Source organism: Borrelia maritima (genome assembly GCF_008931845.1).
GTDB lineage: Bacteria > Spirochaetota > Spirochaetia > Borreliales > Borreliaceae > Borreliella > Borreliella maritima.
On the sequence record NZ_CP044535.1, the window covers coordinates 626,880 to 651,466 of the forward strand.

The window sequence follows — 24,587 nt, forward strand, 5'->3', positions numbered from 1 at the left end:
AAGATTAATTTATACTAAAATTAATCTTATTTATTTTAAAGGATTAATTTATACTAAATAAACTAGCAATCCCGTTGCTAAAATGTAGCATAAAGCATAAGGCATTGTTTTTGATAAAAGTTTACCTTCTTGCCCAATTAATCCAGCAGTTGTTGCTGCTATTGTGATGTTTTGGGGAGAAATCATTTTACCTCCAGTTGCTCCTGTTGTGTTTGCTGCTGCAAGCCAGTAAGGATTTGTTCCAATGTTTTCTGCCATTTGTGTTTGCAAAGGTCCGAAAAGAACATTTGAAACTGTATCACTTCCTGTTAAAAATGTCCCAATAGCTCCAATTAGTGGGCTAAATAATGGGCCAAATTTACCCGTTACTATTGAGATTCCATCAGCAAGATCTCTTATCATTCCACTGTGTGTCATTAATCTTGATATTGCAACAATGCATATGATTATCAATGAAGATAATGCCATTTTTTTCAAGGTTAGTGTAAATATTTTGAGTTGTTTTAATATTGGTACTCCCCGTATTGAATAGGATATTATTGTTGCAAGTATAATCAAGAAGCCCGGGGAAATAAGCCATTTAAAGTGTAGAGGATTTGCTTCTGGATAAATGCTAACAGTGCTTTGAAAAGTTTTTAGGTATTCGTGAATTTTGCTAAAAAGAGGAGATACAAGTACTATAAATACTACTATTAAAATGTAGGGTGAACAAGCAATAATTCCTTTTGACAAAGGTATTACATTTTTGCTTTGGTGCTCATGTGTGTCTTTATTTTCAAAAAACTTTGCGTAAGTTATTGTTATTGCCATAGAAAGGATGCTTCCAATGATTGCAGGAAGTTCTGGCCCCAAAGTTTTTGATATGAATACTTGAGATATTGTCATTGACATTCCTGAGAGTAAGGTAAGAAGAAATACCCCTTTTAATCCTTTAATGCCTCCTCCTGTAAGAATTACCAGTACAAAAGGTATTATTAAGGTTGGGAGTATTAGTTGTAATGCAATATCAGATGAAACGATGTTAACATCCAAGTTAGTTGCTTGAGCTAAAGATATTATGGGAATTCCTACAGATCCATAAGCAGTTGATGAGGTGTTCATTATTAAACAGATTAAGCAGGCAAAAAATGGTTCAAATCCCATTGCTATTAGTATTGACACGGGAATCGCAACAGCAGTTCCGTACCCGGCAACTCCTTCTAAAAAATTTCCAAATCCCCATGCTACTAGTAAGACTATAATTCTTTTATCAGAAGATACGTTTGATAATATATTTTTAATAGTTTCTATGTCTTTTTGATCTTCTGACATTTTGTATGTAAATATGGCAGCAATAATTACGGTTACTATTGGCCATATTCCCATTAAGGTGCCTTCAAGTATTGCAAGACTTGTGTTTTCTATTCCTAAGTTTTTATAAAAAATAACTATAGCAACAGTGGTTATTAATGATATGGGTATGACATAGTAAGCAGGCTTTTTTATTATGCCAAGTCCAATAATTATTAGTATTATTGGCACCAAAGCTGTTATAAAATCGTAAGAATTCATAAAAAATGGCTCCTTTTTAATTGCATTGTAATTAACAATCAATAAATAATATATAATTCTAATATTACAACATGAATAGTATCTGTGTTATTGAAAAATTGTTATTAACTTTATTTTTTTTTCTGCTTTGTAATGATCTTTTTGCAGTTAATTTAGCTGAGATTAATGAATTGTCGCAGCATGCAAAATCAATAGTTTTAATGGATTTTGATACTAGGCGAATACTTTATTCTAAAAAGCCCAATTTGGTTTTTCCTCCAGCATCGCTTACAAAGATTGTTACAATTTACACAGCTTTAATTGAAGCTGAAAAGCGGAATATAAGATTAAAAAGCATAGTTCCAATTAGCGATTCCGCTTCATATTATAATGCGCCTTTAAATTCTTCTTTAATGTTTTTAGAAAAAGGTCAAATTGTTAATTTTGAAGAGATTTTAAAAGGACTTTCAGTTTCGTCGGGCAATGATGCTTCTATTGCAATTGCTGAGTTTGTAGTAGGCAATTTAAATACCTTTGTTAATTTGATGAATATTAATGTATTAAATTTAGGGCTTTTTAATATGCATTTTGTTGAACCTTCTGGCTATAGTAGTGAAAATAAAATTACAGCACTAGATATGGCTTTTTTTGTAAAATCTTATTTAGAAAAGTTTAAATTTATGCTTGATATTCATTCTTTAAAGTATTTTGTTTATCCAAAGAGTAAAAATTTAGGAGCTACTTTGTCGTCAAAATTTTTAAACTTAAAGCAAAGAAATGCTAATTTATTAATACATGATTATCCGTATTCAGATGGTCTTAAAACCGGATATATTAAGGAATCGGGATTAAATCTTGTTGCTACTGCTAAAAAGGGTGGAAGAAGGTTAATAGCAGTTGTATTAGGGGTTAAAAAAGGAATTAATGGGTCTGGAGAGAAAATGAGAGCTTTGATTGCAAAAAATTTATTAGAGTATGGATTTAATGAATATTCTAAATTTCCTTTAATAGTAAAATTAGAAGAAAAAGTCTATAATGGTACAGTAGATACAGTTGCTCTTTTCTCTAAAGAGCCTTTTTATTATGTTTTTACTAAAGATGAATTTGATAAAATTAATGTAAATTACACTGTTGATAAGTTGGTTGCTCCCCTTGGTGGGAATATGCCTGTTGGGAGGGCTATGATATTTTTAGAAAATGAGAAAGTGGGGGATGTTGCTTTATTTAGTAATAAGGTAAATAAATTGAGTTTTTGGCAAGGCCTTTATAAGAGTTTGATAAATTTTTTTTCAAGAGAGTATTAATTCTATGTTAAATCATTTTAATTTTAAATTAAAACGCGATGTTACAATAATAGTTCCAGGCGAAGCTTTTGTTTCAAATAAAAGAGTTATTTCTACAATTCTTGGTTCTTGTGTTGCTGTTGTGCTTTACGATGAATCAAGTAATTTAATTGGAATGAATCATTATGTTCTAGTTAAGTCAGATCTTGATATATCTCCTGATCAAAGTGGAAGGTATGGGGTTTATGCTATTCCCATGTTAATAAATACAATGTTAGAAAATGGAGCTAATAAAAGTAATCTTAAGGCCAAGCTTTTTGGAGGAACTAATTTTATGGCAAAAGGATCTGTTAAGGTGGGGCTTGAAAATTCAGAGTTTGCCGTGAATACATTAAATAAGTTTCGTATTCCAATTTTAGCTAAAGATTTTGATCAATCTAAGTCACGAAAGATTTTTGCATTTCCCGAAAACTTTAAAGTTATTGTGGAATATCCAGATGGAACAAGGGTTTTTTAATATTGCTTGATGTTTTTTTAAAAAATTCTCTCAACCAATTTCAATATGAAGCAGTTACCACTATTGAAGGCGCTCTTTTAATTATTGCTGGTGCTGGCAGTGGAAAAACAAGAGTTGTTACTCATAGAATAGCATATTTACTTTTAAAAGGTGTTCCTCAAGGGGAAATTTTAGCCTTAACTTTTACCAATAAGGCTGCTAATGAAATGAAAGATAGAATTAGGAAAATTTTGAAAAGTCCCCTTAGCAATCTTATGGTTTCAACTTTTCATGCTTTTGGCCTTTTTTTTTTAAAAGAAAATTATAAATTATTAGGGTATAGAAAAAACTTTAGCATTTATGATGATAGTGATAGAATTTCTCTTCTTAAAGAGATTTTACTAGATGAAGGCCTTTTAAATAAAAAAGTTTCTTTAAATTCGCTTAGTAATGTTATTTCACTTTTAAAAAATGGCATTCTCACTCTCAATGATTTAAAGGAAGAGGATGTAAATATTTTTAGACTTTATGAAGAGCGATTAAGGCTTTATAACTCTTTTGATTTTGATGATTTGATTTTAAAGCCAAAAGAATTGTTAAGTAATAATTCTGATATTAGAAATAAATATTCTAAAAGATATAAGTATGTTTTAATTGACGAGTTTCAAGATACTTCTTTGATTCAATATAATTTTATTCGCCTTTTGATAAATCATAGTAATTTGTGTTGTGTAGGCGATGATGATCAATCTATATATTCTTGGCGTGGAGCTAGTTATAACAACATATTGCAATTTGAAAAGGATTATAATGTTAAAGAAATAAAACTTGAACAAAATTATCGTTCTACAAAAAATATTTTAGATGTTGCCAATTCTGTGATTTTGAATAATAAAAATAGAAAAGAAAAGACTTTGTGGTCTTCAAAGACGTGTAGTAAAGTTATAGATGTTTTTATATTTGAGGATGAAATTCAAGAATCTGAGTTTGTTGCAAGTCAAATCATAGAGCTTTCAAAGTTAGAGGGCTTTCAATCTAAAAATGTAGGAGTTCTCATGAGAACCAATGCTCTTTTTAAAAACGTTGAGATGATTTTTAGAAGGCGAAGTATAAAATACAAAGTTTCGGGGGGAACATCTTTTTTCCAAAGAAAAGAAATAAAAGACATTATTTCTTATTTAAATGTAATAATAAATCCTAAAAGTGATTATGATCTTCTTAGAATAATTAATGTTCCAAGAAGGGGAATTGGCAAGGAATATTTGAAAAAGATTAGAGATATAGCAGACAAGAAGGGTTGTTGTATTTATGATGCTCTTTGTGATATTGCTTTTTCTTTTACAAACATTTCTAGTTGTGATAAGGCTTTAAATAAGCAGGTAATTGAAAGCATAGAAGATTTTGTATCTTTTATTGAAGAGTATCAATATAAATTTAGTGTAAAAAAAAACACGTATTCTAATATAATCAAAGAAATGATAGAAAGTGTTGAATATTGGGGATTTTTAGTTAGTGAAAGTCCCAATTCAATCAAAGTGGCTGAATATAAGTATCAAAATATAGAAGGGTTTTTAAGCATAATTAAAAATTGGGAATCCAAACAATTTGGTGAATTAAGGGATTTAAGCAGTTTTTTAAACTATATAGTTATTCAATCTAACGAAGTGAATGAGGAATCTGAAAATATTAATATTAATTTAATGACAGTTCATTCTGCTAAAGGTTTAGAATTTGACTATGTATTTTTTATTGCTGTTGAAGACAATATTATTCCTCATCACAGAATTATTGAAGAGAGTAAAGTTGGCTTAGAAGAGGAGAGAAGAGTTTTTTATGTTGCATTAACTCGCGCAAAAGATTCTCTGATTATTACTATGGCCAATAAGCGTAAAAAAGATAGGCAAATTTTTGAGCAATTGCCTTCAAGGTTTATTTCAGAAATTCCTCAAGAATTTTTAAATTTTAATTATTATGCAGATTTTGTTGAAAATAAAGCTTGATAAATATTTGGAATGAATTTTAGATTGATTTAGTATATTATATGATTAGTTATAATCAAATTTAAACGAATTTATGGGTTTAATATAATCAAAGGAAAGTTATTATGAGTATTGTAATTGATTTTTTTAAAGAGATATCAAAGATTCCAAGATGTTCAAAAAATGTTAAAGGAATTATTAATTTTATTAAGGAGAGAGCCAGAGAATTTGGATATTCTTTTAAAGAAGATAGTGTTGGGAATATTGTGGTGCAGATAAAATCCAATAATAATATTGATATGCATCCTATTATTTTGCAATCACATGTTGATATGGTTTGTGAAAAAAATGAATCCAGTTTACATAATTTTGAAACGGATCCAATTACAATTGTTGAAGAAGATGGGTATCTAAAAGCAGTAGGGACTACCCTTGGAGCTGATGATGGGATTGGGGTAGCTATGATGTTAGGCATTATGAGTGAGGCAAATAGGTTTCCCCATCCCGATTTGGAACTTCTTTTTACTGTTGATGAGGAAATAGGTTTAATAGGCGCTCTTGGTCTTGATTCTAATTTATGCAGCGGTAAAAGTCTCATTAATCTTGATGGAGAAGAAGAAGGTTATTTTATAGTTGGTTGTGCAGGATCAAGACTTGCTGAGGTTGTTTTTTCTCCTCAGTATACTCTTGCAACAAAAAAAACTAAAGTAGAAATTTTATTTAAAGGGCTTAAAGGTGGCCATTCCGGTGCAGATATTCATTTGGATTTGGCAAATGCTTTAAAATTAATGTTTTTTGCTCTTTTTGAAATTAAAGCAAATATTGATTTTGAGATTGAAAGTATTTTTGGTGGGGGTAGCAGCAATGCAATCCCGAATGAAGCTAAAGCTTTAATTTTTATCAATGACAGTGATTATGATTTATTAAATAAAGAGCTCGAGCTTTTCTTGTTTAAAGTTAAAAGCACGTATTCTCTTGAAAGTGAATTTGACATTATTATTAATAAAAGAGGATTTTCATCAGCTAAAGTTCTTGATGAAGATAGCAAGCGCAAGCTTTTAAATATGGGGATGGGATTTTTACATGGAGTTCAAAAAGTAGAAAATTATGAAAATAAACTCATTAAGACTTCTTTAAATTTTTCAAGTCTTTTAAAAATGCAAAGTGATTATGTTTTTACTTTTTTAATAAGATCTTTATTGGATTTAGACAAAGAATATGTTTTTAATCATTTGCATTCAATAAGTGATTTATCAGGAGCTAGTTTACGTTTAATTTATGATGATCCTTCTTGGAATTCTGATAAGAATAGCAATCTTTTAAAACATCTTCAAGAAGTGTATAAAGAGATGTATCTTAAAGATGCTAATGTTTGTTTAATACATGCGGGTCTTGAAACAGGCATAATATCTTCTAGATTAGGGGGTATAGAATCTGTTACTCTTGGGCCTTGGATTGAATTTCCTCATACTACTAGAGAAAGAGTAGATATTCCTTCAACTATTAGAGTTTATGATTTTTTGAAAAAAAGTTTAGAAAGATTTAAAAAATTTTAGTTTAAAAAAATAATTTTTTTTAAACTAAAATTCGCATAGTTTTTATTTTTTATTGACTTAGAAATTAAATATTTATAAAATATGATGGTAATCATATTCACTTATTATTGGTGGTTGTAGCTCAGTTGGTAGAGCGTCGGGTTGTGGTTCCGAATGTCGCGGGTTCAAGCCCCGTCAATCACCTTATAATCAATTTTATTTTAATAACTGCATTCATAGCTCAATTGGATAGAGCGGCGGACTTCGAATCCGAAGGTTGCAGGTTCGAGTCCTGCTGAGTGCGAAAATATTATTTATTTGATAGATTAGGCATACTTGCAAAAGCTTTTAAGTTTTTGTATACTAGGTTGAGTATGAAGTATGCAGGAGTGGTGGAATTGGCAGACACGCTAGACTTAGGATCTAGTGCCTTTGGCGTGTGGGTTCGACTCCCACCTTCTGTAATAAGTGCGAAAGTAACTCAGGGGTAGAGTGTCACCTTGCCAAGGTGAAAGTCGCGGGTTCAAATCCCGTCTTTCGCTTTTTAATAATTATCAATAAATTTTAATTGAGGCATTAGCAGTGATTTTTAGCAAAGATATTAAGCTTCTTCCAGGCTCAAAGGTTGAGGCTGTCATTAGAGTTCCAAAAAATATTATTCAGGAAAAATATAGCTCATTATTAAAGGATTATTCTTCCAGGCTTAAGATTCAAGGTTTTAGAATTGGAAAAGTTCCTATTAATATTATTGAGAATAAATATTCTGAGGGGTTAAGAGCTACTGTTTTAGAAGAATTGGTTAATAATTCTCTTAAAGAATTTTTTAAAGAAGAGCCTAAAAAGCCTTTAAGTTATGTTTCTCCCACTATAAAGGAAAAAGATTTAAGATTAAATCTTGATAAAGATTTTGAATTTACTTTTGTGTATGAGACTTATCCTGAATTTAAAATCCCAAGTTTTGATGAGATTGATATTAAAGTGGAAGTCCCTGAAGTTTTTATTAATGATTCTGATATTGATGATGAGATTAGGCGTCTTCAAATAGAAAATTCAATTATTATTGAAGATGAACAAGGAATTGTCAAAAAAGATAGCATTGTTAAAGTGGACTTTGTCGAACTTAATGATTTTTTAAATGAGATAGCATCAACAAAAAGACAAGACTTTGTTTTTACAGTTGGAAAATCCGAGACCTATTATGATTTTGACAAAGATGTAATTGGTATGAAAATTGATGAAGAGAAAGTTATAGAAAAATCTTATATTTCAGATTATAAATTTGAAGAACTTGCGGGATCTTCAAGAAAATTGAAGATTAAGATTAAGAGTATTAAAAAAAGAGATCTTCCCTTAATAGATGATGAGTTTGCAAAGGATATTAGCGATAGATATAATACACTAGATGATCTTAAAAATTTTATAAGGTCTAATATTTTTAACCTTATTGAAGAAAAGAAAGAAGCCTTAAAGCTAAATAAATTTTTTTCTACTATTTCTGAAAAAATAGAAATAGACATTCCCCATTCAATGGTTGAAGCTGAAATTGAAATCGCCTTTAAGGACACTGCAAAGCAAAATAAGATGAATCTTGAAGAGTTTAAAAGCATTTTTTATTCTTCAGGATTTATTGGTAATACTAATTTAAAGAATGAAATTTTTAGTAATTTGAAATCTAAGTTAATAATTCAAAAAATGGTAGATTTAGATCCAACTAAAGTTACCGAGAGTGATCTTGAGGATGAGATGGTCAGACAATCTGAAAATTCGGGTGTAAGTTACGAGGAGATTAAAAAATTTTATGAAGATCAAAATCTGATTCCTTATTTAAAAGATGATATCAAAAGGAATAGAGTTAAGAAAAAAATTTTGACAAATCTTAAAGAGGTAAAAGGCAAACAAATTTCTTTTAAAGATTTTGTTAATTATAAAATTTGTGAGTAAGAAAAATGGAATTTATGTATAATTTAATACCCACTGTGATTGAGCATACAGGGAATTATGAGAGAGTATTTGATATATATTCAAGATTACTTAGAGAGCGTATAATATTTTTGAGTGGTGAGATTAATGATTCTAAGGCAGATACTGTGATTGCACAACTTTTGTTTTTAGAATCAGAAGATTCAAGCAAAGATATTTATCTTTATTTAAATTCTCCAGGAGGTAGTATTACTGCAGGTCTTGCGATTTATGATACTATGCAATATATAAAACCTGATGTGAGGACAATTTGTATTGGACAAGCTGCTTCAATGGGAGCTTTTTTGCTTGCTGCTGGTGCCAAGGGTAAAAGAGAATCTCTAGCTTATTCTAGAATAATGATTCATCAGCCTTGGGGTGGAATAAGTGGCCAGGCTAGTGATATTAATATACAAGCTAATGAAATTTTAAGACTTAAAAAATTAATAATAGATATTATGTCTAATCAGATAGGAGTTGATAAAGAAAAACTGGCTCTTGATATGGAAAGAGATTATTTTATGACTTCAAGTGATGCTCTTAAATATGGTCTTATTGATAGTATCTTAGTTAGGGAGTAGTTTTATTTTCGGTAGTAATTTTTATGGCAAGAGTAAAAGGTCAAAAAGTAAAAGAGTGTTCTTTTTGTGGACTTAGTGTTGCTGAGCTTGGAGGTAATGTTGTTATATCTAATGGAGTGGCGATTTGTCCCGAATGTTCTAGAATATGTCACAATCTTTTTAAAGAAAAGTTGTGTAAGCCTCTAGATTCTAAGTCTAATGGTTTGCCAACTCCTAAACAACTTAAGGATCATTTAGATATGCATGTTGTTGGGCAAGAAGATGCAAAAAAAGTTTTATCTGTAGCTGTTTATAACCATTATAAGAGAATATTAAAAAATAATAAATATGATAATGGTATTGAGATTGAAAAATCCAATATACTTTTGGTTGGGCCTACAGGCAGTGGGAAAACTTTGCTTGCAAAAACTTTGGCCGCAGAGATGAATGTGCCATTTGCAATAGCAGATGCTACAACTTTGACAGAAGCCGGATATGTTGGTGAAGATGTAGAAAATATTTTGCTTAAATTAATACAATCTGCTCATGGTGATATTAGTCTGGCTGAGAAAGGGATTATTTATATAGACGAAATAGATAAAATTGCTAAAAAAAATGAGAATGTTTCAATTACAAGGGATGTTTCTGGAGAAGGAGTTCAGCAGGCCCTGTTAAAGATAATTGAGGGGACTGTTGCAAATGTTCCTCCAAGAGGTGGGAGAAAGCATCCTTATGAAGATACTATTGAAATTAATACTCAAAATATACTTTTTATATGTGGTGGTGCATTTGTTGGGCTTGAAAATATTGTGAAAAATCGAATAAATAAGAGTTCTATTGGTTTTTCAGCAATTGAAAAAAAGAATGTAAAGGAGAACGCTTCATTAAAGTATTTAGAAATGGAAGATTTGATTAAATTTGGCTTGATACCCGAGTTTGTTGGTAGACTCCCTGTACATTCGTATCTTGAAAAGTTAAATAAAGAAGATTTGATGAAAATATTAGTTGATCCTAAAAATTCTATTGTTAAGCAGTATTATTATATGTTTAAAATGGATAATGTTGAATTGGTATTTGAAAAAGATGCTCTAGAGTCAATTGTAGATGAAGCTATTTTGAAAAATACTGGAGCAAGAGGTCTTAGATCTATTTTAGAGGGTCTTCTTAAAGATGTTATGTTTGAGGTTCCTTCGATTAGCAAGGCTAAGAAGGTTGTTGTAACAAAAGAATCTGTTTTAAATGCAGATGTTAATCCATTAATTTTGGTGGGAAATGCAATTAAAAAACCTTGGGCAAAAGAGTTATATGAAATCAATCTTAAATATGATAAAAAATAGAAAAGAAGATCTTCCAGTTGTTATTTTAAAAGAAAATGTTCTTTTCCCTAATATGACATTGTGGGTAACTTTTGATAATGAATATGTAATTAATTCCATAGCTCAATCTATGCTAGAGGAAAGGTTTATTTTATTTGCTTATCCTAATGAATCTAATTATGACGAATCTAGTAGAGGAGGGGTTAAAAACCTATGCTCTGTGGGCACTTATTCTAAACTTATCCAAGTTATAAAGGTCGGCAAAGACGCAGTAAAAGTTTTGGTTGAGTGTCAAAGCAGAGTTCTTATAGGCAATGTTTCAAAAAAAAATGATTATTTGAGAGCTAGGGTTACTTTTGTGTCTGATTCTGGTGGATTAAATAGAGAGCTTTTTACCTATGCTAAATTTTTAAAAGAAACTTATGAAGTTTATAAAAATTCCTTATCTTTAAAATCTTATGATGGTGATAATGAACCGATTAATTATTTTGAAAATCCAAGTAAACTTGTTGATGTTATAGCCTCTAATTCAAACTTGGAAAATGGCATAAAATTAGAGCTTTTGCAAGAGTTAAATGTTAAAACCAGAATAGAAAAGCTAATTGTTAATTTAAACATTGAAATTGACCTATTAGATCTTAAAAAAGATATTAATTCTAAAGTTAGAGCTAAATTAGATAAGGGACAAAGGGATTATTTTCTTTCTGAACAAGTTAAAGAAATACAAAAAAGATTAGGCAAAGATGAAAATGATTATATTGAGAGGCTAAATTCCAAAGATATTCCAGAAGATATTAAATCTAAGATTGAAAAAGAAATTTCTAGATTATCTAAGATGCAGATGAATTCTCCTGATGCTAATATTATTAGAAGTTATATAGAATTAATATTAGATCTTCCTTGGAATGAAAATACTGTTATGAAAAATCATTTAAGCGAGATTGAGTTTATCTTAAGAAATTCTCATTATGGCATGGATGAAGCAAAAGAAAAGATAATAAATTTTTTGGCTGTTTATCAAATTAATTCTAAGGTTAAAGCTCCTATTTTATGTCTTGTGGGACCTCCTGGTATTGGTAAAACATCTCTTGTAGAATCTGTTGCAAGATCGTTGTCTAGGGAATTTGTTAAAATATCTCTTGGTGGCTTAAGAGATGAGGCAGAAATTAGGGGACACCGAAGAACTTATGTTGGGTCTCTTCCAGGTGTTTTTATTAGTGCAATGAAAAGATCAGGCAAATCCAATCCTGTTATTCTTCTTGATGAAATAGATAAAATTAATAATAGCTATAAAGGAAATCCCGAATCTGCTCTTTTAGAAGTTTTAGATCCTGAGCAAAATTATAAATTTATAGATCATTATTTAGAAATCCCTTATGATCTTTCTAATGTTTTATTTGTCACAACAGCCAATTCTCTTAATGGTATGTCAAAGCCACTTCTTGATAGAATGGAAATAATTAAAGTTGAAGGTTATTCTTATATTGAAAAGCTAGAGATTGCTAAGATCTTTTTGATTCCAAGTATCATTAAAGAGAGTTTTTTAGACAAAGTTTATATAAGGATAGAAGACGAGGTTATTTTTAATTTAATTAGAAACTATACTATGGAATCTGGTGTAAGGGGACTAAAGAGAGTCTTAACTAATTTAATTAGGAAACTTGTAAGGGAGTTGCTTTATAAGTATTCTAAAGATCAAATAATCAAAGGCAATTTTTATTCACCGAGTTCTTTGATACATGGAAATAATTCGCTTTTTACTCATGATCCTGATATTCCAGGTATTTATAAAATAATAAATATTAATAATTATTATAATTATGTTGATACTGAATATAATTTGGATTTAATTAAGATTGACTCTTCTGGATTTGTTTATGGACTTGCCTGGACAAATTATGGCGGTACAGTTCTTCCCGTTGAGGCAACTAAGTTTGAGAAAAAGGGCGACATTATACTGACGGGTAGTCTTGGAGCTATTATGAAAGAGAGTGCACAGCTTGCATATTCTATAGTAAAGACCTATTCTTCTAAGCTTAATTTTGACGTAAAAGAAAGCCCCGAAATTCATTTGCACTTTCCAGAGGGGGCAACGCCAAAAGATGGTCCTTCTGCGGGTATTACCATCGCAACAGCAATTGCTTCAATATTGTCTGGGAAGAAAGTTCCTTTGGATCTTGCAATGACTGGTGAGGTGACTTTAAAAGGTTTCGTTCTTCCTGTAGGTGGCATTAAAGAAAAAGTTTTAGCAGCCTATAGAAATGGCATAAGCAAAGTTATTTTACCCAAAGACAATAAAAAAGATTATTTTAAGCTTCCAGAAGAGGTTAAAGAGAATATAGATGTTAAATTTGTCTCCAATTTGGAAGAGGTTTTTGATTATTTAAATATTATTTAAAAAGTTGCATATTTAAATTTATATTTTAGGAGTAGATATATGAAAGATGGAGTTAGAAGGCCCTCAGGCAACAGGGCGTCTTTTAGTACTCAGCCTTATGATAAAGGCTTGAAAAAGAATAACAGTTTTTCTTGTTTTGCTAAGAATAATTTAGGTAAAAATTTTTCAAAGGGTAAAAAAAAAGGTAAATAAAGAAAGTGGCTTTAATTGGCCACTTTTTGTTTCTTTAATAATGCAGAAAAAATAATATTTTATGCTCTCTTAGAATAGTACTCTACAACCATTTGCTCATTAGCAAGCGTAGGTATCTCGTCTCTTGATGGAGCGTGCTTTACTTTTATGTTTAAATCGTCAGCGTTTACTTCTATCCAAGTTGGTAAATTTCTAAGAGAGGAAGTTTTTTCTATATTTGATCTTATTAATTTTTTTAGGCTATCTTTTTCTTTTATTTGAATTTGATCATTTGCTCTTAATATTATTGAAGGGATTGTAACTCTTCTTCCATTTAATATAACAATACCGTGAGAAACTATTTGTCTTGCGTGTGCTCTTGAGATAGCAAATCCGGCTCTATATACAACATTGTCAATTCTTCTCTCAAGTATTGAAAGTAAGTTGTCTCCAGTAACGCCGTGATGCTTTTTTGCCTCTTTAAAGGTGTTAGTTAATTGTCTTTCGCTTACACCATAAGTAAACTTTATTTTTTGTTTTTCTATCAATTGTTTTCCGTATTCTGTGATTTTAGCTTTTCTGGCTTTTCCATGCATTCCAGGAGGATGTGGCTTTTTTTTAAGTATTTTGTCGTATTTTGGCTGCTCAAAAATATTAATACCAAATCTCCTTACTAGCTTGCCCTTAGCTATTTGTTTTCTATTCATCAATTCCTCACATATTAAAAATAAAGCATAGCAGGGATAGGACTCGAACCTATGACCTTCGGGTTATGAGCCCGACGAGCTACCAACTGCTCTACCCTGCGTCTTACAGTTTAAAATGTTAACACAACTTTATTATAAGTGTCAATTATTTATTTATTATTAATTTAATTAGACTAAAAAATATACATTATTTATTTCTTTATATTCTTGTTTTATGATATTTCTAATATCTTGTGTTTTATTTGTAAAATTTTGAAAGTCATTTTCTGAATTTAAATTTATTTTAATATAAAGTACAAGCTTGTTGCCCTGATTGTGGAAATTAAGTGTTTTAAAGTTAATATTTAAATTTTTTAGCGTGTTTTTTACGCTTCTTTTAAGATCTATATTTTGTTTTGAGAGCAAATTATTTGCATTATTTATTATTACATTGAGTCCCTCTTTTATTATTATAAAGCCAATAAATATAGACATGATTTTGTCAAAGCCGCTCCACATGTAAGTTGCAAGTAGCAAGCTCAGTGTAATTCCACCATGTGAGAATATACAGTTTTTATCAGATGAAGCTAATGCTAGGAGAAGTTGATTATTGTATCTTTTCCCTATTTGGAATTTTGTTAAATATTCTATTATTTTTACTATGAAAAAAATAAAGGGGGTTAGTGGTATCCATAAGCTTTTTTTAAGGGATTTATTTGAAAATATTTCTAGTATGTTGTTTTTTTCTTCTTCGCTGTGGTTGCTATTGTGATCGTGTGAGTGGCTGTGATCATGTTCGTATATATTATCATTTTTATTTTTGTTTTGGTGTATGTGTAGATTAAATCCAGACTCCCCCCCAAGAGTGATAAATTTATTTAATCCTGTTGTATTTAAAAATAGTGTAAATCCCGCCATAAGTATGATTATTCCCATTATAAAAGCTATTAAGCTTTCCATTAGTTTGTGTCCATGAGGATAATGGATGGTTTCAGGTTTGCTTGTAATTTTTAAGCTAAAGTAAGTTATTGTAGATAAAGCAAAGTCTGCTATGACGTGGAAAGCGTCAGTAATGAGCGCAAATGAGTTAAACAGTATTCCTACAGTAAGTTTAGAAGATATTGATGCTATTTCGGTAAATATAGAGATTATTCCTATTCCCATTACAAATTTATCTTCTTCTATTTCAGATGCTAATTCTTTTTTATATTGAGAATTTTTATTTTCAAATCCTAGGCTTAAAAGCTCTTCTTGTATTTCAGTAATTTTGCATAAAATTGTTTTAAATTTATTTTTTTTACTGTAGTGAATTAAATTGCTAATCATTATTCTTTCTATGCCTTCTGATTTAAAATTATCATCAATATAAAAATGAATTATTTCAATTTGATCAGCTTTTGCTTTTGCTTTAAGATTTGCAATTAATTTTGAATTATTTTCGATGTAAACTATACAGGTGTCTTCTTTTTTTAAAGGATCTAGTTTTAAATAGGTAAATTTATGAATGTTTTTTAAGCTTATTACCTTGATCATAATTGCAACATTCTCCTATTTATTGCATAATTTTATTAATGCAGCATTAATGCTACATTTTATCATTTATTAAATTCAAGCTCAATCTTAGTTTTAAGACAAAAGTGGGGAAATTATTTTATGAGGCAAGCTGATTTTTTTGTGAAAAAATGTAAAAAAATTATTTTTAATAATAAAAATTTGCATGGATTAATTGGAAATATTAAAAATAATTTTTGTGATTTTTTAAAAGAGTTTGACAGAAAGTCATTAGAAGGTATATTTGATTATTATTATGAAGTGTATGATCTTAATAATAGCATATACAGCTTTGTAGAAAAATTTGTTCCAATTATTGATTTTTTATTATTTGAAAATTTGGAATACAATTTTAATTCTGATGAGAAAAAACTTATTTTAAATGTATTTGATTTATCTGCTAATATCCTTGAAAGTGATAAATTAAATAGGCTTGCAAGTGCTTTAGTTTCTCTAAAGATATTAAATTAAATTAATTTTTTAGAAGCTCAGATTATGTTACTCTTCGTAGTTCTTTTTTGTCAAAAGGAGCTTTAAGTAAATCTTTTAATGTGTAAATTTTTATTGGAGTTTTGTTTTCATTGAATGATTTAGATTCTGTTATTATTATTTTTGTATCTTGATCAAAAAATTCTGCCATTACTTGCAGGCATATAGCGCATGGAATAGATTCAGGACTTGTATTAAGCAATAAAAAATCTATTGATTGTACGCCAATTTTTGCAATCATATTTAAAATCGCACTTCTTTCTGCGCAACAAGTTGCTCCAAAGCTTGCATTTTCAACATTTGTTCCAATAAAAAAATCGTTTGTTTTAGTTTTAATGCAGGCACCTACTTTAAATTTTGAATATGGAGAATAGGAATTGTTTCTTGCTTTTTCTGCCATATAAAATGCTTTGTCGATATCTTCTTGTTTTAGATTTTCCACAATTGCCTCACCTGTTATATTTTATTAGTCATTGTGGTTTATTTTATTGAAATATTGTAATATAGTCAATGTAAAATAAGCTAAAAACTTGTTTTGCGAAAGGTATGCGATCTTTATTATGAGAGATGTTATTAATTTTATTAACAAGTACAATAATTTTATTATTATTGGGCACAAAGATCCTGATTTTGACTGTATAGGTTCGTCTTTAGCTTTATCGTCTTTTCTCTCAAGAATTGGTAAAAATTCTATTTTATTAAATGAGGGTCCTTTTGTTAGAAAAGAAATAATTCCTTTTAAAGATAAATTTTTATCTCAATGGCCCAATATTGAGCTTTCAGATTATTCAGTTATTATTTTAGATTGCTCAATTTTAGATAGGATAGGTGATGAATTTATATTTTATGTAAAAGATATGCCCATTTTAGTAATCGATCATCATATGTCTGGTGAAAAATTAGAATGCCTGGGATATATTGATCCTTTTGCGCCCTCTACTACTTTTTTAATTGAAAAATTGATTAGAGAGTTTGGATATGATATTACAAAAGAAGAGGCTTGGTATATTTTAGTAGGATTTTGTACTGATACTGGGTTTTTTAAATTTATTTCAAGAAGTGATCCGGAGCCTTTTGAAATGGTTGCAAGACTGGTTTCAAAAGGAATAAGCCTTAAAGAAGTTTATAGCTATATAGAAGCAACCAAAAGTCTAAAATCAATAGAAATTCTTAAGCTAATGCTTAACAGTCTTGAATCTTATTGGAATGGAAAGGTTTTGTTTACATTTTTATCTTCTTCTAGTTCTAGCAAGGACGGTAGTGTTACTGGAGTTAATGAACTTTTTTATATGATTTTAAGCAATGTGGAAAATAATGAAATTTTGGGTATTTTAAAGGAAATGGAAGATGGCTCTATTATAGTTGGTTTGAGATCTAAAGATTCTTTTAATGTTGGAAAATTGGCAGAAGATTTTGGAGGCGGGGGGCATAAAAATGCTAGTGGATTTAGAATTAAACAAGGTTCTTTAGAAATTGTAAAAAATAGAATGCTGGCATACATTAAGGATAATATTTATTTATAATATTTTTTAAAGGAATAGTTCCTTTTGGGTGAAAATCTCTAGTGAGTGTTAAAAATCCAGATTTAAATGCCAAGGGCGTTGTTCCATAAATAATTACTATGTTTTTTATCCAATTTAGTTTTTTAATATGTTGAGGCGTAAGGGATACAATTACGCTTATTTTATCTTTATATTCTTTCAAATTTTCTAAATATTTTAAGCTTCCAGGTGTTGATAAATTAAATATGACTTGTTCAAATTTCTTAATTAATTTTTTAATTTCATCGAGCTTTTGGGGATTAATTTCGTTTAGGGGATAATAGTTGTAATAATAAGCATATGTATTTTGAAATATTTTTTTACCCTCTACAATCATTTTGTAGTAAGGAGATATTATAAGTGTTTTTTTGGTTTTAGATATTTCTTTTTCTATTCTTATTTTTGTAATACTTCTTAATGTATTTTGTTCAAAAAAATTTTCACTTTCTTTTGAATATATTTTCTCATTTTCGTTGAAATTGGGATACAGATTAGATTTATTTTTATTTTCTTTTAAGTACATTAATTTTATTCTTAATATTCTTTTATTAGATTCAATAATATTGTTTTTTATTTCTGAATCTTTTTTCATTAAGTTTAGCAGCATGTTGTAAGCATTTTGCTGTATATCTTCATTTAAAGATATTAAAAAAATGTCACTTTTGGTTCTAACTATTCTTTCAATCGTATTATAAATACTCTCATTATTGTATTTTACTGCGTTCATTAATAGGTCATCAGTAATTATTATGTTGTTGTATTTTAATTTTTTTCTTAGTACGTCTTTAATTATTTTTATTGAGGATGATGCAGGAATATTTTCTCCATTTGTAAGCTTTGGATATGCTAAATGCCCTGTCATTATTACCGGGATGTTTTCTTGGATTAATATTTTATATGGTAAAAGTTCATTTAAACTTATTTCTAGTAAATTAGAATTTATTATTGGAATATTAATATGAGAGTCAAGGGTGGTATTGCCGTGCCCGGGGAAATGCTTTGCAGTAGAAATTATTCCTCCTTGCTTTTGTCCTTTGTAAAAGGCTAGAGAAAGAAGTGAAACTATTTTTGGGTTATCCGAATATGTTCTTGGTCCTATTGCGAAATTATTTTCATGACTATATATATCTACTATGGGTGCAAAATTTAAATTTATTCCAAGCTGCCTTAGCTCTTGTGCTATATAATATCCCGTATTATAAGAATCTTTTGGAGAAAGCGATGCTGCAATTCCGAGATTGCCAATTGTTTCTGATGTATTTAATTTTATGTGCTGTGCCAATCCCCCTTCTTGATCTGTTGCTATAAATAAAGGAATTTTAAATTTATTATTTTGAGATGTTTTTTGAGCTTTATGAATGCTTTCTGTTAAATTTTTTAAATTTTTTGCATTCCATCCAAAAATTTTAATTCCCCCAAGGTTTTTTTTACTTATAAAATCAAGAACAAAATTTGTGATTGATTGATTTGGATAGCTTATCATGAACATTTGCCCTAATAGTTCATGATCTTGCATTTTGTTTACCATTTCATTTATTAGTTTTTCTCTTTCCATCGTATCCCAAAAATCAATGCAAAAGCAGTTATTAGCTATAAAAAGGATAATGAGATAAAAATTTCTTTTCATTTAACCATATAAATAATAAGTGCTAATTTACCAATTTATATTTATTAGCAAGTTATTTTGTATTATACTTTATAATAATGCTTTTGAATAATAACATTGACAAAGCATTATTGAATTTATACACTTAATAAAAGTTTAAGCTGATGTAGCTCAGCTGGTTAGAGCACTCGGCTCATATCCGAGTTGTCGTGGGTTCAAGTCCCTCCATCAGCATTAGAGGTTTTTTAAATGGTAGTAGGAATTATTCTTGCAAATGGCTTTGAAGATATTGAGGCCATAGTCCCGATTGATATTTTAAGGCGGGGCAATGTTAATATTAAAGTTATTAGCGCAAATGATAACAATGTAGTAACAAGTTCAAAAGGCGTTTCTTTTTTAGCAGATGATGTAATATCAAACTGTAAACAGAATTGTTTTGATCTAATCATTCTCCCGGGAGGCATACCTGGAGTTACTAATCTTTTTAATTCAAAAGAATTAGATTTAATTTTAAAAGATATGAATTCCAAAGGTAAATTTATTGCAGCTATTTGTGCTTCTCCAGCAATAGTGCTTGCTGCTAAAGGTCTTCTAGGGGCTAATAAGTTTACATGTTATCCAGGTTTGGAAAAAAATGTGCTTGATGGTGAGTTTGTAGATGAAAATGTTGTTAGAAGTAATAATTTTATTACTTCTAAAGGAGTTGGAACTGCATTTGAATTTGCTTTTACTCTTCTTGAAATGGTAAAAGGGAAACAAGTAATGGAAGATGTTAAAAAAGCAACTTTACTTTGAACGGTTAAATAATAAACTATTTAAAATGGTTTAAATAAATAATAAGAAGTTAAACTTAGTTTTTAAAATTGCAAATTATAAATTTTTTGGAATTAAATTATAAATGTCTTCAAGAATGGTTGATTCTTCGTTTGTTGGTATTGTTAGTATTTTTATTTTGCTTTTAATGGTTGATATTTCAGATTCTAAAGTTTTGTTTTGAGCCATTTTATTTTTTTCAGGGTCTAGCTCTATTCCAATTTTTTCAAACCCTTTTAGTGCAAGATCTCTTACTTTGTAATCAACAACCCCAATCCCACCTGTAAAAACTATTGCATCGACATTAAAATCAAGAGCGGCAATGTAAGATCCAATATATTTTTTCATTCTATATGTCATTATTTCTACTGCAATTTTTGATTGATATTCTCCTTCTTCAATCTTGCTCCAGATATCTCTCATATCATTCGATTTTCCAGAAATTCCTAGTATACCGCTTTCTTTATTTAATATTTCTTCAATTTGTTTAGTGTTTTTATTTAAAATTGTGCTCATTAAATTAATAATTGATGGATCTATATCCCCACTTCTTGTTCCCATCACAAGGCCTTCAAGCGGAGTAATTCCCATACTTGTGTCGTAAGATTTTCCATCTTTAACAGCGTTAATGCTTGCTCCGTTTCCAAGATGCAATATTATTAAATTTATATTATCTATTTTTTTATTTAAAATTTCTGAGGTTCTTTTTGTTATGTATGAATAAGAAAGACCGTGAAAGCCATATTTTCTGATACTGTGATTTTTATACCAAGAATATGGGACCGCGTAAAGAAAAGCGCGTTCTTTTATAGTTTGGTGCCATGATGTATCAAAGCATAAAACTTGTTTGGTGTGTGGTGAAATTTCAAGCACTGTTTCTATTGCAGTGATTGCACTTGGATTGTGAAGTGGAGCAAGTTCAGAAATTTGTTTTAATGTATTTAAAATACTAGTTGTAAGAATTACTGAATTTTTAAGGCTTGAACCTCCATGTACAACCCGATGTCCTATTATTTTAATCTCGCTAAGAGTTTTAAGGATTTTTAAATTGCTGTTTGTAAGTATTTTAAACATTTTTTCTATTGCTTTTTGGTGATTTTCAATTCCTTTTTCAGATCTTTCTGTTGTTGATCCGTCAGTATTTACAATTTTTATGATCGATTTTTTCTCTTTTATTTTTTCAATAATTCCAGATATTAATTTTTGTGAATTTTCATATTGATAAATAGCAAATTTTAATGAAGAACTTCCTGTGTTTATGATTAATATTTTCATGTTTTCCCTTTATGCTTGACAAGCTATGTGTTTGTTTTTAGTAAGTTAATATTTTTATATATGTAATTTATTTTCTCAGATTTTTTAATATTTTTAAAGCTTAGAAATATTGATTTTTGATACGATGGATTTAGAGTTAATAAATTAGGATACTTTTGAAATATTTCCATTATTTTTTTCATAGGAATGCTTTCTGTATTTTTATATTCTATTTCCAAAGTTTTGTTTGTTTCTTTTAGTTTTATTATGTTTAATTCTTTTGCTAGAATTTTAAGTTCAGCTAACATTAGTAGACTATTTATTTCTTCAGGTATTGGTCCAAGGTTGTCGTGGATTTCTGATCTGATCTTTTTGCTTTCTTCTTCAGTTTGAATTTCAAAAATTTTTTTATAGATTAGTATTTTATCCTGTTCATTTTTTGCGTAATTGTCAGGAATAAAGCCGCTGTAGTTAATTTCAATGTTGACTTCTTCTTCTGATGAGATTTTTCCTATTTTTTTTTCAATTGCTTTATTTAGCATTGTTAGATAGTAATCCAATCCAATCGATTCAATTTCTCCGTGTTGTTCTCTACCGAGTAAATTTCCAACACCTCTTATTTCCATGTCTTTCATTGCTATTTTGAAACCTGCTCCCAGATCTGAAAATTCGGTTATTGCTCTTAGTCTTTCAATAGATTGTTCATTTAGTTTTTCGCTATCTTGGTACAAAAAATAAGCATAAGCTTTTTTAGAGCCTCTTCCAACTCTTCCTTTTAGTTGATATAGCTGTGCAAGTCCAAACTTGTTTGCATTATTAATTATTATTGTATTTGCATTTGGAATGTCTATTCCATTTTCAATTATTGTTGTTGCCAATAAAATTTGATACGCTTTTTTAATAAAATTGTGCATTATATTTTCAATCTCTTCACCTGTGAGTTTTCCATGAATTATTGCAATCCTTGCATAAGGAGTTAATTTTTCAATTAGCGTTTTTAAATAATACAGTTCCTCAATATTATGATTTACTAAAAAAACTTGACCGTCTCGGGATAGCTCACTTTCAATTGCATGTTTTATTAAAAGTTCGCTAAACGATTCTAAATAAGCCTCTATTTTTACTCTGTTTTTAGGTGGAATTTTCAAAACAGAAATATCTCTGAGTTTAATTAGTGACATGTGAAGAGATCTTGGGATTGGTGTTGCAGAAAGAGCAAGACAATCAACCGAAATTCTTATTTCTTTAAGTTTTTCTTTTTCCTTTACACCAAATCTTTGTTCCTCATCAATTATTATTAAGCCTAAATTTTTGCAAATGAATTTTTTTGAAAGAATTTTGTGTGTTGCTATGATTATATCAATTTTGCCGCTTTTCAATTCTTTTAAAATTCGTTTTTCTGTAGTATTTTTTACAAATCTGCTTAATACGTCGATTTTGATTGGAAAGTTTTTGAATCTTTTTTTAAATGTATTATAATGCTGTTCTGCTAAGATAGTTGTTGGTGAAAGTACAATAACTTGTTTATTTCCCATTACAGCTTTAAAAGCAGCTCTCATTGCAACTTCAGTTTTTCCAAATCCAACATCTCCACAAAGAAGGCGATCCATTACTTTAAAACTCATCATATCTTCTTTGATTTCTTTTATTGCTGTTATTTGATCTGGAGTTTCATCGTATGGGAATTCAGATTCAAATAATAATTGCAATTCGTTATCTTCTGGGAATTTAATACCTTTAATGCTTTCTCTTTTTGAATAAAGTTCTATTAATTTATCTGCAATTTCTTCGATTCTTTTTTTTGCATTTGCTTTGTTTTTTATCCATGTTTTAGAATTAATTTTGTCTAATTTAATTTTTTTAGGTTCATTCCCAATGTATTTTTGGATTAAATTTGTTTGTTCAATTGGAATAAATAGTTTTTCCCCTTCAGCGTATTCAATCTCAATATAATCCTTTTCAAGAGAGCTTGTTTTTATTCTCTTTATTTGTCTAAATATACCAATTCCATGGTTTATATGAACTACATGGCTATTTTTTTCGATTTCAATAAAAGAGTTAATGGCCTTTGTTTTTGAAGATTCAAAGGTTTTGTTTATTTTTTGTCCGGTATTAAAGATGTTTGATTCAAGAATAATGGCAATTTTTTCTTTTTCTATTATTAAGGAGCTAGATATTTTTAAAACTTCAATTGATACTTTTGGTAGATCTTTGAAAATATATTTAAGTTTTTCTTTTTGCGATTCAGATTCTGCCGCAATAATGACTTTAAATCCATTTTTTAGCCAATTTTCAAACTTCTTTTTTGTAAGCGCGATATTTGAAAAAAAGCTTCTCTCACTCTCAATTTTAAATTCTACAACTTCTTTTGATTTAGAACTTTTAATCTTGGAAAATAAAACATCGTTTTTTAGATTGAATGCTTTAGAATTTGATAGGATTCTTTTTGGGTCAATTATATTTTTGCCAGCTTCTTTTGCTTCTTTGTAAAGCTTTTCGTATTCTTGGTGTATTTTTTCAATTTCTTTTTTGAAATTGTTAATTTCAAAGTTTACAATAGGCGTTTCTTTTTCAATCTCATCAATTAAGTAAGTATCTGCTACTAGTGGATAAAACATTTCTTCTGTTTTTGCTTCTTTTTTAAAATTTAACTCTTCAAGAATCTTTTCATATTTATAAGATTTAATCTTTGTTTTTAGGTTATTAATAACTTCAGTGTTCCAAATAATTTCTTTTTTTGGAATAATTTGAAATTCTAAAATTTCATTGTCCTGTTTTAATTGGGTTAGGGGATTAAATTTCCTTATTTCTTCTATTTTGTCGAAGTTTAGTATAATTCTTATTGGACTTTGTTCTCCAAAAGCGTATAGGTCTATAATTTCTCCTTTGATTGTAAATTCTCCTGGAATTGTTACTCTGAATGTTTTTTCATATCCTAATGTTATAAGAGTTTTTTCAATGTCTGCTGTATTAATATTGTCATTTTTTTCAATTTTACATATATTTTTTAGTAATGTATTTTTATCTGGTATTTTGCTGAGCAATGACTTTAAGACTGTAATGTATATTCCAGGCTTTTTTTTATAAAAATTGATCAAGAATGTAATTCTTTCGTTAAAGATCGTACTTTTTGAGCCAATGCCCTTGTATACAAGTGGACTAAAATAGTTAAGCTCAAAGATTTGATTTGTAATTACCCTTAAATCATTTTTGATTTTATCTAATGTGTTCTCATCTTTAACTACTAAAATTATTTTCCCAGTTTTGCTATATTCTTTAATTTTTTTAATTAAAAAGGCTTTAAAAAATCCTTCATATCCTATTAATGAAAAAAATGTATTTTGTTCTAAAAATTCTTTCATTTTTTTTAAATTGGAATTATTTTTTAATATTTCTGTTAATTCTTTATCTATATTCATT

At 29.0% G+C, this 24,587-nt stretch carries 19 protein-coding genes and 6 tRNA genes; 17 read left to right on the top strand and 8 right to left on the bottom strand.

Features of this window, described 5'->3' with window-relative positions:
- Positions 1 to 48 precede the first annotated feature (48 nt).
- A complete protein-coding gene (locus tag DB723_RS03010) occupies positions 49 to 1,551 on the bottom strand; it encodes a lactate permease LctP family transporter (RefSeq protein WP_151552446.1) in 1,503 nt (500 codons plus the stop codon).
- A 71-nt stretch (positions 1,552 to 1,622) separates the two neighbouring features.
- Between DB723_RS03010 and DB723_RS03015 the strand changes: the two genes are divergently transcribed.
- The 13 genes from DB723_RS03015 (at position 1,623) to DB723_RS03075 (ending at position 13,248) form a co-directional block, all read left to right on the top strand.
- Positions 1,623 to 2,834 carry a D-alanyl-D-alanine carboxypeptidase family protein gene (locus tag DB723_RS03015; protein ID WP_151552448.1) on the top strand — a complete coding sequence of 404 codons (1,212 nt, stop codon included), beginning with the start codon at positions 1,623 to 1,625 and terminating at the stop codon, positions 2,832 to 2,834.
- A 4-nt stretch (positions 2,835 to 2,838) separates the two neighbouring features.
- Positions 2,839 to 3,330 (top strand): chemoreceptor glutamine deamidase CheD, encoded by a 492-nt coding sequence (cheD, locus tag DB723_RS03020; protein ID WP_151552450.1) that lies wholly within the window; start codon positions 2,839 to 2,841, stop codon positions 3,328 to 3,330.
- Between the two features lie 2 nt (positions 3,331 to 3,332).
- Complete coding sequence (locus tag DB723_RS03025) at positions 3,333 to 5,309, top strand: ATP-dependent helicase (RefSeq protein ID WP_188093262.1); 1,977 nt, start codon at positions 3,333 to 3,335, stop codon at positions 5,307 to 5,309.
- Positions 5,310 to 5,413: 104 nt separating this feature from the next.
- Positions 5,414 to 6,844, top strand: a complete 1,431-nt coding sequence (pepD, locus tag DB723_RS03030) for a beta-Ala-His dipeptidase (RefSeq protein WP_151552455.1) — start codon at positions 5,414 to 5,416, stop codon at positions 6,842 to 6,844.
- A 109-nt stretch (positions 6,845 to 6,953) separates the two neighbouring features.
- Positions 6,954 to 7,028, top strand: a tRNA-His gene (locus tag DB723_RS03035).
- 25 nt (positions 7,029 to 7,053) lie between these two features.
- Positions 7,054 to 7,127: transfer RNA gene (locus DB723_RS03040), tRNA-Arg, on the top strand.
- A gap of 79 nt (positions 7,128 to 7,206) precedes the next feature.
- A tRNA-Leu gene (locus tag DB723_RS03045) sits at positions 7,207 to 7,287 on the top strand.
- A 6-nt stretch (positions 7,288 to 7,293) separates the two neighbouring features.
- Positions 7,294 to 7,365: transfer RNA gene (locus DB723_RS03050), tRNA-Gly, on the top strand.
- 40 nt (positions 7,366 to 7,405) lie between these two features.
- Positions 7,406 to 8,764, top strand: a complete 1,359-nt coding sequence (tig, locus tag DB723_RS03055) for a trigger factor (RefSeq protein WP_151552457.1) — start codon at positions 7,406 to 7,408, stop codon at positions 8,762 to 8,764.
- 14 nt (positions 8,765 to 8,778) lie between these two features.
- Entirely contained in the window at positions 8,779 to 9,363 is a 585-nt protein-coding gene (gene clpP, locus DB723_RS03060) for an ATP-dependent Clp endopeptidase proteolytic subunit ClpP (protein ID WP_151552948.1), read from the top strand.
- A gap of 23 nt (positions 9,364 to 9,386) precedes the next feature.
- Complete coding sequence (clpX, locus tag DB723_RS03065) at positions 9,387 to 10,679, top strand: ATP-dependent protease ATP-binding subunit ClpX (protein ID WP_151552459.1); 1,293 nt, start codon at positions 9,387 to 9,389, stop codon at positions 10,677 to 10,679.
- Entirely contained in the window at positions 10,666 to 13,056 is a 2,391-nt protein-coding gene (gene lon, locus DB723_RS03070) for an endopeptidase La (RefSeq protein WP_151552950.1), read from the top strand. The genes clpX and lon overlap by 14 nt, the downstream gene beginning before the upstream one ends.
- A 39-nt stretch (positions 13,057 to 13,095) precedes the next feature.
- Entirely contained in the window at positions 13,096 to 13,248 is a 153-nt protein-coding gene (locus DB723_RS03075; RefSeq protein WP_151552461.1) for a hypothetical protein, read from the top strand.
- A 59-nt stretch (positions 13,249 to 13,307) separates the two neighbouring features.
- On the opposite strand, the gene rpsD is transcribed toward DB723_RS03075, so the two are convergent.
- The 3 genes from rpsD to DB723_RS03090 form a co-directional block, all read right to left on the bottom strand.
- Positions 13,308 to 13,934, bottom strand: a complete 627-nt coding sequence (rpsD, locus tag DB723_RS03080) for a 30S ribosomal protein S4 (protein ID WP_151552463.1) — start codon at positions 13,932 to 13,934, stop codon at positions 13,308 to 13,310.
- A 28-nt stretch (positions 13,935 to 13,962) separates the two neighbouring features.
- Positions 13,963 to 14,035: transfer RNA gene (locus tag DB723_RS03085), tRNA-Met, on the bottom strand.
- Between the two features lie 67 nt (positions 14,036 to 14,102).
- On the bottom strand, positions 14,103 to 15,446 hold the full coding sequence (locus DB723_RS03090) for a cation diffusion facilitator family transporter (RefSeq protein WP_151552465.1): 1,344 nt from the start codon (positions 15,444 to 15,446) through the stop codon (positions 14,103 to 14,105).
- Between the two features lie 120 nt (positions 15,447 to 15,566).
- Here DB723_RS03090 and DB723_RS03095 point away from each other — a divergent pair, with 120 nt between their 5' ends.
- A complete protein-coding gene (locus DB723_RS03095) occupies positions 15,567 to 15,935 on the top strand; it encodes a hypothetical protein (RefSeq protein ID WP_151552467.1) in 369 nt (122 codons plus the stop codon).
- Between the two features lie 22 nt (positions 15,936 to 15,957).
- Here DB723_RS03095 and cdd read toward each other — a convergent pair whose 3' ends face one another.
- Positions 15,958 to 16,395: a cytidine deaminase gene (cdd, locus tag DB723_RS03100; protein ID WP_151552469.1), complete on the bottom strand. Its 438-nt coding sequence runs from the start codon at positions 16,393 to 16,395 to the stop codon at positions 15,958 to 15,960.
- Positions 16,396 to 16,513: 118 nt separating this feature from the next.
- Here cdd and DB723_RS03105 point away from each other — a divergent pair, with 118 nt between their 5' ends.
- Entirely contained in the window at positions 16,514 to 17,476 is a 963-nt protein-coding gene (locus DB723_RS03105; protein ID WP_151552471.1) for a DHH family phosphoesterase, read from the top strand.
- Here DB723_RS03105 and DB723_RS03110 read toward each other — a convergent pair.
- Positions 17,454 to 19,049: a glycoside hydrolase family 3 N-terminal domain-containing protein gene (locus DB723_RS03110; RefSeq protein ID WP_151552473.1), complete on the bottom strand. Its 1,596-nt coding sequence runs from the start codon at positions 19,047 to 19,049 to the stop codon at positions 17,454 to 17,456. The two genes, DB723_RS03105 and DB723_RS03110, sit on opposite strands and share 23 nt — an antisense overlap.
- Positions 19,050 to 19,260: 211 nt before the next feature.
- On the opposite strand from DB723_RS03110, the gene DB723_RS03115 reads away from it, so the two are divergent.
- Together DB723_RS03115 and DB723_RS03120 are read left to right on the top strand one after the other, a co-directional pair.
- Positions 19,261 to 19,334, top strand: a tRNA-Met gene (locus DB723_RS03115).
- Between the two features lie 15 nt (positions 19,335 to 19,349).
- Entirely contained in the window at positions 19,350 to 19,895 is a 546-nt protein-coding gene (locus DB723_RS03120) for a DJ-1 family glyoxalase III (protein WP_151552475.1), read from the top strand.
- A 75-nt stretch (positions 19,896 to 19,970) separates the two neighbouring features.
- Here DB723_RS03120 and DB723_RS03125 read toward each other — a convergent pair whose 3' ends face one another.
- On the bottom strand, positions 19,971 to 21,188 hold the full coding sequence (locus DB723_RS03125; protein WP_151552477.1) for an acetate kinase: 1,218 nt from the start codon (positions 21,186 to 21,188) through the stop codon (positions 19,971 to 19,973).
- Positions 21,189 to 21,211: 23 nt separating this feature from the next.
- Complete coding sequence (gene mfd, locus DB723_RS03130; protein ID WP_151552479.1) at positions 21,212 to 24,586, bottom strand: transcription-repair coupling factor; 3,375 nt, start codon at positions 24,584 to 24,586, stop codon at positions 21,212 to 21,214.
- Position 24,587 lies beyond the last annotated feature (1 nt).